12 protein-coding genes and 1 tRNA gene are annotated in these 17,201 nt (G+C 27.5%); 7 read left to right on the forward strand and 6 right to left on the reverse strand.

Annotation, left to right across the window (positions count from 1 at the left end; translation table 11 throughout):
* Position 1: 1 nt before the first annotated feature.
* Entirely contained in the window at positions 2-541 is a 540-nt protein-coding gene (locus tag GOY08_RS03800; protein WP_158997295.1) for a hypothetical protein, read from the reverse strand.
* 200 nt (positions 542-741) lie between these two features.
* Positions 742-1,953 carry a branched-chain amino acid aminotransferase gene (locus GOY08_RS03805; protein ID WP_158997297.1) on the reverse strand — a complete coding sequence of 404 codons (1,212 nt, stop codon included), beginning with the start codon at positions 1,951-1,953 and terminating at the stop codon, positions 742-744.
* A 124-nt stretch (positions 1,954-2,077) separates the two neighbouring features.
* Here GOY08_RS03805 and GOY08_RS03810 point away from each other — a divergent pair.
* Positions 2,078-2,152, forward strand: a tRNA-Gln gene (locus GOY08_RS03810).
* Positions 2,153-2,206: 54 nt separating this feature from the next.
* Here the strand turns inward: GOY08_RS03810 and GOY08_RS03815 are convergent.
* Together GOY08_RS03815 and GOY08_RS03820 are read right to left on the reverse strand one after the other, a co-directional pair.
* On the reverse strand, positions 2,207-3,649 hold the full coding sequence (locus GOY08_RS03815; protein WP_158997299.1) for a heavy metal sensor histidine kinase: 1,443 nt from the start codon (positions 3,647-3,649) through the stop codon (positions 2,207-2,209).
* A 2-nt stretch (positions 3,650-3,651) separates the two neighbouring features.
* On the reverse strand, positions 3,652-4,323 hold the full coding sequence (locus GOY08_RS03820) for a heavy metal response regulator transcription factor (protein ID WP_158997301.1): 672 nt from the start codon (positions 4,321-4,323) through the stop codon (positions 3,652-3,654).
* 561 nt (positions 4,324-4,884) lie between these two features.
* Here GOY08_RS03820 and GOY08_RS03825 point away from each other — a divergent pair.
* The 4 genes from GOY08_RS03825 (at position 4,885) to GOY08_RS03840 (ending at position 11,691) form a co-directional block, all read left to right on the forward strand.
* Positions 4,885-5,028: a hypothetical protein gene (locus GOY08_RS03825; RefSeq protein WP_158997303.1), complete on the forward strand. Its 144-nt coding sequence runs from the start codon at positions 4,885-4,887 to the stop codon at positions 5,026-5,028.
* A gap of 42 nt (positions 5,029-5,070) precedes the next feature.
* Positions 5,071-7,320, forward strand: coding sequence for a choice-of-anchor D domain-containing protein (locus tag GOY08_RS03830; RefSeq protein WP_158997304.1), 2,250 nt, complete (start codon positions 5,071-5,073; stop codon positions 7,318-7,320).
* 427 nt (positions 7,321-7,747) lie between these two features.
* Complete coding sequence (locus tag GOY08_RS03835) at positions 7,748-9,712, forward strand: hypothetical protein (RefSeq protein ID WP_158997306.1); 1,965 nt, start codon at positions 7,748-7,750, stop codon at positions 9,710-9,712.
* A 587-nt stretch (positions 9,713-10,299) separates the two neighbouring features.
* Positions 10,300-11,691 carry a hypothetical protein gene (locus GOY08_RS03840; protein WP_158997307.1) on the forward strand — a complete coding sequence of 464 codons (1,392 nt, stop codon included), beginning with the start codon at positions 10,300-10,302 and terminating at the stop codon, positions 11,689-11,691.
* 1,015 nt (positions 11,692-12,706) lie between these two features.
* Here GOY08_RS03840 and GOY08_RS03850 read toward each other — a convergent pair.
* Both GOY08_RS03850 and GOY08_RS03855 read right to left on the reverse strand, forming a co-directional pair.
* On the reverse strand, positions 12,707-13,945 hold the full coding sequence (locus GOY08_RS03850) for a dicarboxylate/amino acid:cation symporter (protein ID WP_158997308.1): 1,239 nt from the start codon (positions 13,943-13,945) through the stop codon (positions 12,707-12,709).
* On the reverse strand, positions 13,942-14,784 hold the full coding sequence (locus tag GOY08_RS03855; protein WP_158997310.1) for an ABC transporter substrate-binding protein: 843 nt from the start codon (positions 14,782-14,784) through the stop codon (positions 13,942-13,944). Before GOY08_RS03855 ends, GOY08_RS03850 begins: the two co-directional genes overlap by 4 nt.
* A 182-nt stretch (positions 14,785-14,966) precedes the next feature.
* Here GOY08_RS03855 and fliG point away from each other — a divergent pair, with 182 nt between their 5' ends.
* Together fliG and GOY08_RS03865 are read left to right on the forward strand one after the other, a co-directional pair.
* Positions 14,967-15,965 carry a flagellar motor switch protein FliG gene (fliG, locus tag GOY08_RS03860; RefSeq protein ID WP_158997311.1) on the forward strand — a complete coding sequence of 333 codons (999 nt, stop codon included), beginning with the start codon at positions 14,967-14,969 and terminating at the stop codon, positions 15,963-15,965.
* A gap of 10 nt (positions 15,966-15,975) precedes the next feature.
* Positions 15,976-17,199 (forward strand): FliH/SctL family protein, encoded by a 1,224-nt coding sequence (locus GOY08_RS03865; protein ID WP_158997313.1) that lies wholly within the window; start codon positions 15,976-15,978, stop codon positions 17,197-17,199.
* Positions 17,200-17,201 lie beyond the last annotated feature (2 nt).

Here is a 17,201-nt window from a genome sequence, read left to right on the forward strand (position 1 = left end):
TTCATTGTATATTAACCAAATTTGAATCAAATTCAATTTTATCTATATCATTTGGAATTATTTGTATTACTGGGTATTTGTAATTGTTTAACTCATTGCCATAATTTCTGTTTCTAATTTTTTGAAGTATTTTTACAATAGATTTTGCTATAAAAAAATATTCATCAGTGGTGTTAGGTTTGGTTGAAATCATAATTTTTTTTGATGTAAATAAACCCAGTATTTTATTTTGATAAGAAATTTTTAGTTTATTTAAGTGATAATCATTCTCTATAATTTCAATGTTAAAACTTATATTATCTTCTCTATTCAAAACAAGCATATTTTTTCCATTTAGCATTAATTGTAACCAAAAACCTTGGATAAATATTGTGACAGTTGTTGCAGGAGAATATAATCTTATAAAATCTTTTTTTTCTAACTTAGCAATAAGATGTAAAAATCTTCCTTTTCTATCAAATGAAGATTCTACTTTTGTTACTTTAAATATTTCTTGTGCAATTTCAGATGCTGTTTTTTGTGCATTTGAATTCGACTTCATAAAAAATTTTCCTTGTGGCTTTATGAATAGTTTTGATGATGGCAAATAATATATAATATTTTTTGTTTTTTCCTCACCCATAGAGTTGATTTACTCTATGAATGATTCTTAACTTAAATTGACTACTTAGGTGTGTCGAAGATTTGACTGGTAATATTTTAGACAGTTTTGCAAACATCAAAAGAATTTATTTTTTTATATCAAGAGATAAGTTGTCTCCAACCATATGGATCTGGAAGTTTTCCTGATTGTATTCCAACTAACTCACTTTTTAATCGCATGCTTATTTCACCAATTTTTCCATTATTTATTTCAACTTTTTCATCACCATCTAAAAGACAACCGACTGGAGAGATAACGGCAGCAGTGCCACAGGCAAACATCTCTGTTAATTTGCCTGTTTTTGCATCAGCTATAATTTGGTTGATATCAACTTTTGTCTCTTCTACAGGAATGTTTAATTGTCTAGCAATTTGTATCACCGAAGCTCGCGTTATTCCATGCAAAATGCTGCCAGATAATGCAGGAGTGACAATTCTGTCTTGATAAACAAACATTACATTCATAGCTCCTGCTTCCTCAACGTAACGATGTTCCTTTGCATCAAGCCAAAGAACTTGTTCAGCCCCCTTATCCTTAGCTATTTTCATAGGGAGTAATGAAGAAGCATAATTTCCTCCACACTTTGCTTCTCCAGCGCCTCCTATGGCAGCTCGGGATAAGTTTCTTTCAATATAAACTGATATAGTAGTTTCACTAGTAAAATAGTTTTTTGATGGACTTAAAATGATAAAAAAACGATAATCTTGTGAAGCTCTATAAGATACCCCCCTATCTAAAGCAATCATCGATGGCCTAATGTACATCGCTCCTGGAGAGGGTAAAATCCAATCTTTATCTATTTTTACAAGTTCTTTGATGCAGTGAACAAAAAGATCTTCTGGAAAAGGTTCCATTCCCATTCTTTGAGCAGATTTAGCCATTCTTTCTGCATTTTTATCGGGGCGGAAGAGAAAAATTTCTTTTTCATTGTTCTCTGAACGATAGGCTTTCAATCCCTCAAATATAGTTTGCCCATAGTGAAAAACCACCGAATTGGGAGTGAGCGAAAATGGCTTATAGGGGAGAATCTCTGGGTTCTGCCACCCATTTTTTCTTGGTAAAAAATCACATATCAACATGTGATTGGTTGGGATGGCTCCAAAAGGAATATGGTCGTTTAAAGAGGGAGGAGCTTTCCTTTTATGCTTGGGTAAAAGATTTTTTATAATTTTGAAATGATTAATAAAATTTTGACTACTGGTTGAACTCTTTAAACTCATTTGTCTTCCCTTTTCTTTTATTTCATGAAACGAGTCTAAGCCATGAACCTTGGCTACTAGATATGAAAGACTCCCTTCCACATCTAACATGTTTTTTCAATTAAGTAAGAGTTCTTAATCTCTTTCGAAATTGAAAAAGGTTTGACCTAGAAAAAAATTAGAATCGAAGCTTGACAAGATTTGCTAACGTTGGCATACAGGTTTCACCACCGATTGGGGCATCGACAAGCGGTAAGTCAACGGTTTTTGATACCGTCATTCCTAGGTTCGAATCCTAGTGCCCCAGCCACATTTCGACAAGAAATCCATTTAGTAAAAAATAAAAAAAATGCCTAAAGAAAACTTAGTTACTTTCTGTGTGACTTAACGGAAGGTTTAGAATAACTGTTGTTCCTTCTCCCTCTTTGCTTTTAATTTCTATAGTACCGTTATGCATATTTACCATGCTTTTTACCAACGAAAGACCTAAACCCATATTTTTTGATGATGTGTGTCTTGCTTTATCAATTCGATAGAATCTATCAAATAAATGTGGAATATTTTTTTCAGAAATTCCCACCCCTGTATCTTGCACTTCGATATGTAAATTATTATCTATTTTTAAAGCTTTAATTTTAATATTTCCGTGATCTTTATTATATGTAATTGCATTCGATAAAAGGTTACTTATAATTCTTTGGAAAAGTACTTTATCAACTTGAGCTTTTATATTTTTTTCGCTTTCCAAACTAATAGTAATAAATTTTTCTTCAGCAATCCCCTCATATAAATCTTTCATATTATTTAATTCTTCAAAAACATTAATTTCTTCTGCTTGAATCCTTATATTCTGCTTTTCAGAACGTGAAAGAAATGTTAAGTTATCTATAATTCTTGTAAGTCTATGGCATTCTTCTAAATTAGAGTGGAGTATATCAATATAGTCTTGATTAGTTCTTTTCTTTTGTAACGTTACTTCAATCTCACCTTTTAAATTATTTACGGGTGTCCTAATTTCATGCGCTATGTCATCAGAAAATTGACTTATTCTTCTAAAAGAATCTTCAAGCCGCTCTAATACTTCATTAAATGAATTCTTAATTATTTTAATTTCTTGGGGAAGCCAGTCGATATCAACTCTTTCATGTAAATTAGAAGATGTAATGCTGCTTATCTTTTTTACTATTCTATGTATTGGACTTAAAATTATTTTAGAAATAAATATAGAAAGAATTAAGAAAAATATTAATATTGCTAATGAAATGAAATTTGAACGATTTTTAAAGCTTGTTAAAATTGAAATTCTATTCGTCTTGTCCGATAATACTTCTATATGTAAAACTTTATTATTGTGAACTATTTCTTTTTTAATATAGTAAAAATATTTAGAATTTTTAGATCTAATATTAATGTCATCATCTGGTGTGACAAGATTTTCAGTTACATTTTCTCGAAGTGAATACAAAAATTTGAACATCCCAGGTGTTATAAACATAATTTTTCTATTTGTTACGTCTTCGACTAAAAAGAAAAGATTATCATTAACTTCAAAAAAAAGACACTCAAAAGGAGATCTGCTAGGATTTTCTCGCCTGTCAATTAATCTTATTATTTCTTGGATATTTTTTTCAAGAGTTACTTTTTCATTTTGATTGTAAAAAGATGAGATGAAACTATTAAATAAATAATTTTGTGAAAAAATTAGGATAAGACAGGTTATGATGTACCAAAATGAAAGCCAAATTGTAAAACTGATGTTAAAGTTATTTTCTCTTATATTCTTAATAAATAATGAGATTTTTTGCATGCTCAACTTTCATCAAACATATATCCAATTCCTCTAACAGTTTTAATAAATTTTTTATTAAATCCGTCATCAATTTTAGCTCTAAGTCTTCTTATATGCACATCTACAACATTTGTATCAGTATCAAAATTAATGTTCCATATTTTTTCAGATATTTCACTTCTAGATAGTGCAACATTATGATTCCGAATTAGCAAAGACAATAGCATGAATTCTTTTGGAGTTAGTTCAATTTTTTTACCTTCTCGTGAAACCTTTTTCTTGTTAAAATCTATTTCAAGATCTGCAAAAGATAAAATATCTTTTTGAATTGTAGGTTTTCTTCTTAAAACTGTCTGGATTCGCGCAACAAGCTCAGAAAATGCAAATGGTTTTACAAGGTAGTCATCAGCACCTAAATTTAGGCCTTTGACTTTATCCTCTATATCATCACGTGCAGTAAGCATTATAATATGAGTTTTATTATCAGAAGCTCTTAACTCTTTAAGGATAGACCAACCATCTAATTGAGGAAGCATAACGTCTAATATAATTAAATCATAATTATTCACTTGCGCTAAAATAAGACCTTCTTGCCCATTAGACTCAACGTCAACGACATATCCTTTTTCTGTAAGTCCTTTTTTTAGAAAGGATGCTGTCTTTTCAGCATCTTCAATAATTAAAATTTTCATTAGAAATCCCCTGTTGTTTCTTTATAACAAATTATTAATTACCTTCCAATGCGCATATTTTGACAAAATGTATAACGTATTGAAAAGGTTACATAAAACCAAAATTCTCAAAGTGTAATTCTATGAAAATACTGAGAAAATAGTAAAATAAGAAGTTATTTTTATATACTTCTTATTAAGAATATTACAAATAAAATTCTAAATTTGTAATCTTAATTTCAGATCGGAATTGAAAGTAATATTTTAATTCTTTGGAATTAGTATATTACAAAAATAATCAAAAAATTCTTAATTTTTACTTCATAAATATGTAATTATTTAGAGGATAAATTAATAAAAAACCAATCTTTTTAAGTTGTTACTTCAGCTTTAATTATAGAGAATTAAAATAATGTATTTAATAAGTGTTTAACACCTTTGTAATCACTAATATTCTATAAAAAAGATGTGTTTTTAAAGTTATTTTAGAGGTTAACTGGGAATTATAACTCTTTATAGCTTTATTTTTTGTAAACAATTTAGTTTTTTTAACTAATTGATTTTGGAAGGGATTATCTATAAATGAAAAAAATATTAACTATTTTTTTAATTATTCCTGTTTTGCTTGCTTCTTGTGAGAAGAAATCTTCAACAGCAGATAAGCCAACTTCTTCTATTAACTTTGAAGATTCTAATTTTTCTATTCCTTCCGAATGTGAAGGTTAATTTTTTAACTTTTTTCTTCACAACTAACTTAAAGGGTTTTTTATGAAAATTCGTAATACGAAATTACTTCAACTCACGATGCTGACTATTGCTGGTGCAGCATTTGCGATTTCCTGTAACAAAGGAAAATCATCTTCCTCTGAGCAATCATCAGCAGATGTTACACCATCTAAAGTTGATGATGCTAAGTTAACAGTTAGTGTACCAGTAGCTCAAATTACAGCTAAAGTTGGTGCAAAAAAAGAACAAGTTATATTAATTAAAAATGAAGGCACAAAGCCTGCTACGAATATTGTATTGAGTGGACTTAGTTCTCCTTTCACAATTAAACCTGCAGTTACACCAGTTGAGCCAGCAAAAGAAGATTCTCCTGCAAAATCTGATTCTGCTAGTAAGCCACAAGCTCAAGCAAAAACAGAAGCTCCAATAAAACCAGCTGTTCCTGCAAAAACTGAAGAAGAAACAACGGATCCTTCTAAACCTGTAGAACCAACAAAAAATGCATGTGAAATAAAAGCATTAGCTCCAGGTGAATCTTGTGAAGTAACAATTGAATTTGCACCTGAGAAAGTAGGAAGTGGGAAAGAAACTCTTACTTTACAATACATGAGTGAAGGAAAAGCCCTATCCTCTGCATCAGACATTGCTTACTTAGCTAAAGGTAAAATTGAATTAGAAATTCCAACTCTTCCACAATTCCAAGCAGAAGTAAGAAAACCAGTTACTCAAACATTGACTATTAAAAATAACGGTGAAGAAGCTATAACTGGATTAAAAATTGCTGAATTAACAGCTCCTTTAAGCTCCAAATCAACTTGTAAAGACTCATTAGAAGTTGGTGCAACTTGTGACATTGAAATTACTTTTAATCCGTTAGAAGTAGTTAGCAGCCTTGTTGATCTGAAAATTTCTTATAATGATATTGATGAAGATGGGAATGAAAAGCCAGTTACAGCTACTACTCAGCTATCATACCAAACTACAGGAATTGCAAATTTAACAATCGAGTCTACAGCGGATTATTTAATTGCAAATGTTAATTCTTCTGCAACTCGTACTTACACTATTAAAAATGCAGGGAATGGAAAAGCAACAAAATTAGCTCTACCCGTTTTAGTATCTCCATTAAAAATTGGTGCGACAACTTGTAAAGCTGAATTAGATAAAGATCAAAGTTGTACTTTTGACGTAGTTTTAACTGCAGATAAAGATAATTATGAAACTGCAGGATATGCAATGGCTGTGGTTTATAACGATGGTAAAGCGCAAAAAACTGCAATTTCTAATATAAACTTTAAATCAGTTCCAGCAAATGTTCTAAATCTTTCTCAATATAAAGTTGCTACTGCAAGTATTGAAATTGGAACAATTTGTAAAACAGCTGAAGTTTATGGAAATGGTTCACACAATATTCCTTTGGTTTCTACATTTACTGGTACAGACATTAATGGAAAAAAAGTTGAAGTTAAATTAGCTGATGTAATGAAATCTACTCAAGTTCAATTAGTTGCTGGTGGTGTTAGTATTGAGGCGCCTGGAATAAAAGCTGTGAAAGATGCTTATTCTAAATGTATTGATGGTTCATCAATTCCAGAAGGTGTTTCAGCAGTTTATTTAACTTCCAAAGCTAATGGTCAAACGTTAGATGTTGGTGCGAAACTTTCTTATGTTGAAAAAGATGGAAAAGTTTCTTCTGTAAGTACAGATAACTATCAAGCAGGGCGTATTAAAGTAGATGTAAAAGACAATCCTTTCTTAAAGATTGCTGCAGATTCTTTATACTCTATTGGAATTATTGCAGATGACTATAGCAGTGGATTGGTAACAAGAGACAATTATAGATTATTTAGAATTGCTCCAAATCTTAAAGATATTCCATCTTTATCTATTGCACGTGTTGCTCAAATTCGTATCACAAATACGAATCAAAATAAGAGTTCAAACTGGTACCAAATATCTGCGGATAAATTCAGCACAGATTTAGCTTGGTTTGACCAAGGGCAAAGAAAAACATTTATGAATAATCAATATAGAAGAGAATTCTATTCTGGTAAGTTCTTAAATGGTAGCTTAAAAGGTTCTGAGACTTCAGTTAACTTGAGTAAAAATAAATCAACAAATTTAACTTTAGCTCAAATAACTAGCCAAGACTTTGCTTTAGCTTCAATTTCTGACTCCGGTATGCCTAGCTGGGTAGGTAACTACCAATGGCACCTACCATTCAAATTTGAAATGCAAGGTACAGATTCATTTGGTAACCAATTCACAGCAGTAATGGGCGATAATTTCTAAGATTGAACAATATAGTTCAACGCTTTTAAACTCCAAAAATTTGTAAGAATTTTTGGAGTTTTTTTTTATTATTATTACTTTCTTTATTTCTTCTTGAAATACTTACAAAATTTATGCTTAGGCTCTCTTATTAGAAGAGTTTTTTTTATAGTTATTCTATAAATATTTTTATTAAAATTTTAAAATATAATACTTTATAATTACTTTTTTTATTTCTTTGTTTTTTATTTTTTATTTTATAAGAAATTTATTTCAATTAATTAAAATAAATTTATTCATAAAAATATTTTCAAATTTTAATATTTTGTAATTTAGAAATAAAATTGACATCTATGGTTAACTTTAATTATCTATATCGCTTGTTAATATAAATCTATTTCTGATTTTTCTTTTTGCAAAATTGAGATTAAAAAATTATGGAGTAACAATGAAAAATAAAATAAATTATAGATGTTTGAAAAATATAATATACTTAAATATTTTCCCAATATTTTTTATAAATTCATGTGCAAATAAAAACACTGAACAAAGTAAAAGTAATAGTAATAGCCAGGCATCACCTGTAGAGGAAAATCTGGCAGAAATAAAAATTCCAGATATCAAAATTAAGATTGATAGTAATGAAAATGTTATAAATCCAGAAAGAGATGATATAGATGATGATATTGAAGATGAAAACTTAGAAAGTATTGAAAAATATGGAGAAATAGAGAATGAATTAAATGGTGAAGAAAATAAAGCCATAAAAAATAAATTACAAAATGCTATTGAGAAAGAATTAGGTGTAAATAATAGCAATAGCTTAGAAATGTTGCCAATTTCATTAGCATCCCAAGAAAATAGTGAACCTAAAAGTTTTTCTAGTAATAATAACCTAGAACCAGCTCTTCCAGAATCTGATAATGGTCAAAATACATCTCCAAAAAATGCAAATTCAACAAATAATTTAAAGCATTCAAATAAGCTTTACCCCATTCTTGAAGATAATGTTGAAACTCAAATACTTTTGGAAGAAGAAACAAATGGTGATAAAAATATTAAAAAAAGTGACAAATTAGCTTCAAAAAAATCATTTAAAAGATTTGCAGAAAAGTTTAGGCAGAAACTAAAAAATCGGGGTACAAAACAAGAAGATAATTCAATAGATGAATATCAACAGAGGAAAAAGCAAGAAGATAATTCAATATTGCATACTCAACTAGAAAGTTTTTCTAATACAGATTCTAGTAATGAAGTTAAGCATAATTATAATGAAACAGGAATGTTCTCTCAAACATTACCAGAATTGAAGTTGGTAGAAAATTTTGATTCTTTGCAAGCTGAAAATATGCCAGTACCAAGTGCTCCGCAAGAAGATGATAACCTCATAACATATGAGCAAGTAGAAAAATTGTTGAAAAAAGAAGCATTAATTAATAAATTAAATTCAACAAAGGGTTTATTTCTAAAAGTATGGTCATTATGCAGTGATTCTGAAAACATGAAAAATTCAACTTTATTTGATAATGGTTTTCATAAAATTCCATTGGCCTTTGGTATTTATAATTTCAACAACAGTCAAATACCTTTGAGCGAAGATGAATATAATATTATTAAAGAAAATTTATTTTTGAAAGATTTTGAAAATAACATTACTAGAAAACTCTCAGAAAAAGAAAAAATATTTGATTCATTTGTAAGATGTACTAATGGAGTTGTTCCAAATAATGCAAATTTTTCAAATGTTTTTTATTTAAAGAATGAGAGAAAGGGTTCTAAAAAGATAAAAATTTCTTCATTTGTTAAAATTAATGAAATGAATCAAGAAATTTCAGTTTTGCCTAATGTGTTTTTAAAGATCCCTGTTAAAGTAAGTAGCCAAATTGAAAAACATGATTTATTTGATGAATTTAAACATATTTTTAAAGTTGAAAACTTAATTACAAAAGAAAAATATAAGTACTTGACATCAAAATACAATGGCAAATATAAAAATAATGAAAATGTTGAAATTTTCATCCAACGTGTTTTTTTAACTGATAAGGAAGGTAATAAGGTTACTTTTCTTCCAAGTGAGGCAAAACTTGAAAGTTATATTAATAATCTAAATTCTTTACTAATTGGAGAAAATAAAGTTTTACAAAATCTTGTATTTTTTAATTTGAAATCAGATGTTAATTATATTTCAAATATATTTTCTAAATATTTTAATGAAAATAATTTAGTTTTTTCAGGAGTAAAAGACTATAAGCAAATTTTTAATAACATTCAAAAAAACAACAGTATTGGATTTCTTTTAAAAATTGATAACAAATTTGCGTCAGAAAGTCATTCGCCAATAGCTATAGAATTTGAAGGAATAGATAGTTTTGGTAATCCATTTATTTCAAAAATAAAAGATAGTAAATGGTAGAGTTTTTTTAAATTTTATATAATAATATTTTAATAGTTAATATATAATTTTTACTTCTTAGGTTTCAATATTTTAATAACTAAAACTATTAGTCGTAATAAAAAAATTAATTTCAATTATTTGTAACTTTTTAATAAAATTTGTATATTTCTATTTTTTTGTGTATTTATTTTTTTACTTAATTAATTATTTATGTTATTTAAGAATTAAATAAAATTAAATTAAACATTAATAATATTTTTTTTGAGATTATAAATAAATCTATATAATGCTAAAAATATTAGATTTTAATTATTTATTATAATATTAATTATTTTATATTAATTATTTTTTATAAATATTTATTATTTATAATTTTAAAATTTAAAATTATAATTTTTATTTGATAAAATTATTATATTAATTTATCTGAAAAATATATATTAAAAGCGAATTCGTGCTTTTATTTAAATTAAATATGATAAAAATTAATTTGACAAATATTGGAAAAATTAATTAATAAATAAATGTGGTTGTTATATATTAATCTTTTTTAAATATGTTTTTGTATTTTAATAAGATTCGTTAATTTAAAGAATGGAGAAAGTATGAAGGTTGAAATAACAAAAAATAAATTACTATCAGTTTCTTTAATAGCAGTAATTGGTGCATCTTTTTTAGCTTCTTGTAATAATAAAAAATCAGATTCAAAAGATCAAAATCAACAAACGTCTGCGCCAGGCGGAAATGGTGGAGCTGGTACTGGAGCTGGAGCTGGAGCTGGTAGTGGTACTGGTACTGGTAGTGGTACTGGTACTGGTAGTGGTACTGGTACTGGTACTGATGGTGGAGCGGTTGATCCTAGTTTAGTTGATGATGGAATAGCTGATTTAGCAAATAATGACTTAAATACAACAGATGATGAAGCTATTGATACTTCAGCTCTTCCTAGTTTAGCCGGTACAGTATCTGCAGAACTTCAAGCTCTGAAATTGAATGAACGCTCAGGACTTCAATTGAGAATTAAATCACTTTGTGGCGATAAAGCAAAATCAAGTGATTTAGGAGTATTTAATAATAATAATCATAGAACTCCTGTAGCATTTGAATTGTATGATAAAGATGGTTTGGTAAGCCTTACTCCTGATCAATTAAATGCGGTTAGAAAAAGTCTTTATTTAAAAGATTATGAAAATGCTTCTGTAAGTAGGCAATTAGAAGCAGCTGAAATGGATCCAAATAATTCATATATAAGATGTGCAAATGGATCAGTACCAGCTGAAGCCAAACTAAATAATGCATTTTATGTAAAACCATCCAGCAATTCGGCAAAGCAACTTCGTTTAGTAGCTTCTTTAGAGCTTGTTGATGGTTCAGTAACAGTGCATAGTATTGCTCCAAAAGCAAAATTTAAAGATGCATTAACTATTCCTGTTTTAGAAAACAAGCAAAAAGGTAAGACAGATTTATTCCATACATTTGATCATGTGTTTAAAGTAGAGAATTCTTCGTCTAAAGAAAAGTTTAAATACCTAACTGCAAAATATGTAGGAAAAGGAAAAGCAAATGAAAATTATGAATTAAAAGTTGAAAAGATTTTAATCACTGACAATGATGGAACCCCTGCTGAATTAACACCAGTACAAGCAAAACTTAATCAAGTTCATAATGCTTTAACTAAGTTGAATGTTGGCGCAAATAAAGAATTATTATCAGTTGAATTTTTAGATATGAATAAGCCTGAGGCCGAAATTCAAACATTATTAAAAGACAATTTTACAGGAGTAGATTTTAGTTTTTCAGGTTCAAAAGTTAAAGATCTCTCTAGTGCAGTTAAAAAAGTACAAACAGAAAAAACATCTGAAAAAGCTATTGGATTTATCTTTAAACTTGACGATAGACATTCTTCAAAAGAGCATTCTCCAATAACTGTTACAGTAACTGGAAAAGATAGCTTTGGAAATGATTTCACTTCTATTATAAAAGAACCAAAATTATAATTCTTTTATCCTAGCAATGATATAGTTTGATTTGCTAGGATATTATTTTTCTGGGAAACTCCTTTTATTAGTGATACCTGATGCTTTTATGAATGACTATTAATATCTAGTCCTCCCCTATGCCCATATTCTCAGTTTATTCATGCATTTCTTTCCCAGAAAAAATTTCTTTATTTTAAAAATCTTTAATCAAATAAATACCTTTTTTATTTCTATGTTGAAAAATATATTTTAGAAATTAAAAATATATTTTAGAAATTAAAAATATATTTTAGAAATTAAAAATATATTTTAGAAATTAAAAATATATTTTAGAAATTAAAAATATATAATAAAAATCATTAAGAATTGTTAAATAATTTACTTCAATAAAAAAAATTCAATTTTATAAAACTTAAAATATTAATTTTATAGTTTAAATTTTAATTTATAAATTCTTACTATTTTTGTTTAATTTTATAATGAATATTAAAAATTTAAATTACTTAATTTTCTTTCTATTATTTTTAATTTATGCTCTTTTTTATGTAATTGGAATGAGTTGTAATGGAATTTGAATTGCTTAATATTAAAAATTATTATGTATTTAAAACTATTTTTTGGGAAAAAGAAGATATTTTAATTCATTTTTTAATTAGTGTCTTAAATTACCATTAAATTGAAAAAAAATTATTTCCTTAAATTCTTTAAATACTTAAATTAATAAAGATTAAGAAGATGATAAAGAAAATAGGCTATATGTAATAGCAAAACTCAATAATGGAATGAACAACAATTAACCAGAGGAAAAAATTCAAAACTCTGAAACCTGCAATCTGTATTCATATTTTAAATTTTAATTTCTTTAAAGATAAAAATTATTTTATAATGAAAATTAAACTGTTAGATACAGAAACAAGAAAAGTATTTTTTCCATGATTTTCAACTTTACTTTTTTTAATTTCCCAAAATCCCAGAAAAGAATTATAATGAACAGGATAAATTAGAATAATTTTTTAAAATTTATTATTCAAAATTATTTATTTTTACTTACCAAAACTGTTACCATACAGTTACTTTGAATATTTAACATACTTGTTATTGGATCTATGAGAGGTTCTATGCTAAGTAGTAAAAATATTCCTACCGCAGGAGGAATTCCAAGGGGAGAAAGAACTACACCAAAAGTGGTTGCGCTAAGTATAGCTGGACCAGCGGTGCTTGCTATTGACGACAAAAAACTCGTAATTAAAAGAATAAATAATGAATTAAAATTTATTGGAATTTTATATAAATTCATTAAAAAAAATGCAATAGAAATACTTCGTATCATGATTCCAGGTTTAAAAATACTAATTCCTAATGGTAATACTAATTCTACATTTTTTTTCTCTAATTTAAATTCATTGGTTAGAGCAAGCATAGCCGCAGGCATTGAAGCAAAACTACTTGAAGTTGCAAAAGCTATTAAATATGCGCTTTTTAAATTCTTTATAGTAGTGATAATTGAAATTTTTTGTTTCCTACTAATTATTAATAAAAAGATAAAAAATAATGTTAATATAGTTACATATATCAATGTAATTAAATCAAAAAGTGATTTGAGAGTTTCGATTCCTACATTAGAAATAAATCCAGAAATTAAGAAAAATATTCCTATAGGTAATATATAAAGTAGAATATTGACCATTTTCATAAAAGCTGAAAAAATTGCATCGAAAAACTCAATAGCAGTATTAACATTAGGATTTTCAGCCCGCCCAAGACAAATTCCAAGTAGAATTGAAAATAATAAAATTGAAATGTCTTTTCTTTCATAAATTGCTTTTACAATGTTTATTGGTAAAGCATTTTTAAAAAGTTCTATAAAACTTCCACTTGTATTTATATTCTTAGATAAGGTTTTTTCTGAGCTTGCAATTCCATTGCTCAATAATTCAAGTGTTTCTTTTGATAAATTGTGACCTGGAGAAAAAATGAAAGAGTATGAAAATGTAAAAAAACATGTCAAAAGAATAAAAATTAAATAGTAAAATGAAAGTTTTTTTAAATAATATATAGAGTCACTATTGTGAAAAATATTAAAAAAACCGCAAATTATAGCAGTCATCATGATAGGTATGACTGATATTTGAAGCATCTCTAAATAAATTTCACCTATAAATGATAAATCTTTTGCTTGAGATGGAAAATAAATGCCAAATACTATTCCAAGTATCATAGTGATAAGGATAGTCCAATGATTTAGCATTACATTTTTAAAATTCTCAATCATTTCATTTCTTTCATATATTTTTTTGCAAGAGTTTTTTCTTTTCCGTTGTTTTTCATGCGAGTAATATATAGATTTATCCAGTTTGCAAGATTTGGTGCCTTCCAATTTAAAATAATGCAAATTGGGTCAACAGCATCTGTGACGATTTTTTTTCGTACATATAAATTAGCCCTTTTATCATTTGCTAACAAATTATTTGCATATATTTCGTCCACATAAAGTCCCAATATTTTACCTTCTATTACATCATTAAAAGCATTTTCTAAGGAATCATATTTTACAACAGAAAAATCTTTGAAATTATTTTTAAAAAATTCGTAATTTTGATTAGCAAAATCTTCATATGCTGCATTATTTAATACGGCTATTTTTCCATTTTCAGGTGGAATTTTAATATCATTATTAATTTTTAATTCAAGTAATCTATTTGTTATGACAACTTGGTTAGGTAAAAAATAAGGGTTTGAAACTCTAACTGATATCCCGCGGTTTAATGTTCCGCTTAAAGCGCTTATTGCTAAATCTGCTTTTTCATTTTCAACTAATTTTACTACATCTTTAAACGTTTTAGCTGTTCGATCGAATTCAACATTAACACCTAAATATTTTGCAATATCTTTTGATATATCGACATCAATACCTTCTAATTTATTGTTTTTTGCTTCATAAAAAAAAGGAGGATAATCAATACCATTTATAGCAATAATAATTTTACCTCTAGTAATAATTTTTTTAATATCTGGAGGTATTTCAGCTCTTGCATATGTGAAATTAATTAGTAATAAGAATGCTAGAAATTGAAATATTTTTCTTCTTTTTTTAGTCATGCTTTTTTTCATTTTTAATCCAATTGCCTAATTGTTAAATAATGATAATTCATATATTAAAAAAAATATAGACAAAAATTTGATATTTAATTGGCAATTATTTCCTAAATTATTTTTGACTAACAGAACTTTTCTTCCTTACCAAGTTATAAATTTGGCATTAAATTAATATAAATATCTATAAAGGTGAGCATGTGGCAATAAAATATACTGGACCGCAGAAAGCAGCAATCTTACTTTTAGCATTTGGCGAGGAGATTTCTGCGGAAATCTTTAAGCATATGACGGAATTCGAGATAAAACGCATTGGTAGTGCGATGAGCCGTTTAGGTAGAGTTGATAGTGATACAATTGACATGGTAATGGAAGAATTTTATCAAATTCTTCAATCTAATAAAAAATATTTCCTTGGAAGCAACGATTTTACGAAACGTCTGATTGAGTCCGCTTTTAAAAGTGATCAAGCAAATGCCTTAATTGATGAACTGTCTTTAACTTCAAATGCAAATTTAGAATCGTTAGAACTTATAGATCCTAAAACTTTAGCTAACTTTTTAAGGAGCGAACACCCTCAAACAATGGCATTAATTTTAGCTCATTTGGATCCAAAAAAGTTTGGTGAATGTTTAAAAATATTACCAGAAAGTTTACATACTGAATTAATATTAAGAGTAGCAAGTTTGGAAAGTGTTTCTCCAGAAATTATTGATGAAATAGATGATGTTTTGCGAAATGAAATACAGCGTCTAGGAAACGTAACAAGTTCAAAAGTAGGTGGCATCGATCCGATTGTGGAAATGCTAAATTTAATGGATAAAGCTACACAAGAAAATATTTTAGATAGATTAGAAGAAAGAGATCCTGATTTAGCAGAAAATATCAGAAAATTAATGTTTGTATTCGATGACTTGATTAAAATTGATGATAGAGGAATTCAAACAGTTCTTCGTGAAGTTAAACCTGAGCAGTTAAAACTTGCATTAAAGACGGCTTCGGAAGGTGTAAAAGAATTAATATATAAAAATATGTCCCAAAAAGCAGCTGAAAATCTTAGAGAAGAAATGACAATTATGGGACCTGCAAAAATCTCTGATGTCGAACAAGCTCAATTTGCTATTGTGCAGGTAGCTAGAAGATTAAATGATGAAGGTAAAATTGTGATTTCGGCTAGTGGTGAAAATGCATTAGTATAATGGGAGTAAAATGGCTAGTAAGAGTGGAAAATTAGTAAAAAAAAATGACGAAAAAATGATGAATTTGTTAGATATGGATAGTTATCCATGGCTGCATTTTAATGAGCAAAGTATAATTTTTCCTGACAATGTTAAACGTACGGTAATTCTAGAAAAAATGCATGATCCTCTAGAAATCTCGCAAAAAGTAATTTCTGCAAAAGAATTTGAAAAACCATTTGCAGGAAAATCTAAACCTTTATTACCCAGGGATATGACAGAAGATTATAAAAGAGGCCAAAAAGAAGCTTTAAAAAGAAGACGGCGTACTTTAATGGATGAAGAAGAGGCAATGGCTTTAGAATTAGCTGAATTAGAGCATGTTGAAGAAGTAAAATTAGGAAAAGAAAAGCAAAAAGAAAAAAAAATGAATAAAAAAGAAGAAAATAAATTTGATTCTAATTTAAGTGAACAAAAAAAAATGGAACAAATATTAAATAAAGAAAATAAAAAAGAAAATCCAGTAGAAAATATTTCTGAAGAAAAAAAAGATTTACAGTCACCATTAATGCAGAATGAAAAAAACAAAGAAAATATTGATCCAAAAATTTTAGAATTAGAATTAGCAAAAGCAAAAGAAGATGCTTATCAAGAAGGACATAAAGAAGGTTTTTTTCAAGGTGAAAAAATAGGTAAGGAAGAAGGTTACAAAGTTGGATTAGATGAAGGTAATAGAATTGGTTTTCAAGTTGGAGAAGAAAAAGGTTTAATTGCAGTTGAATCAAAATATGACAAAGCGTTTGCGAATATTTCAGAAGCTGCATTAAAAATGGATGAATTAAAAACTAAACTAATTTCTGAAGGAAAAGAAATTTTTCTAGAGATATTGAAACTTTGTTCAGAAAAAATAATTCGTGAGCAAATAAAATCTAGTGATGCAACTCTTTATAAAATTTTTGATGATGTTCTAAAAGAAATTGATACTAATTCCAATCTATCAATTCAAGTTAATGCAAATGATGCTCAGAGATTAAAGAAACATTTAGAATCGCAAAATGCAAAATTTAAAATTAAAATTAAAGAGAATAATTCTTTAGAAAATGGTGATTTCCAAGTTGAAAATGAAGCCGGTGCTTCGCTTGTAGATATTAAGAAAAATGTTGATACGATAATAGATAATATAAAAGATGAACTGTTTAAAGAAATTTCTCCTCAGAATGAAGTAAATTATGATATCCCTAAAAAGGCAGGATAAAA

This window comes from Pigmentibacter ruber, assembly GCF_009792895.1.
GTDB classification, from domain to species: domain Bacteria; phylum Bdellovibrionota_B; class Oligoflexia; order Silvanigrellales; family Silvanigrellaceae; genus Silvanigrella; species Silvanigrella rubra.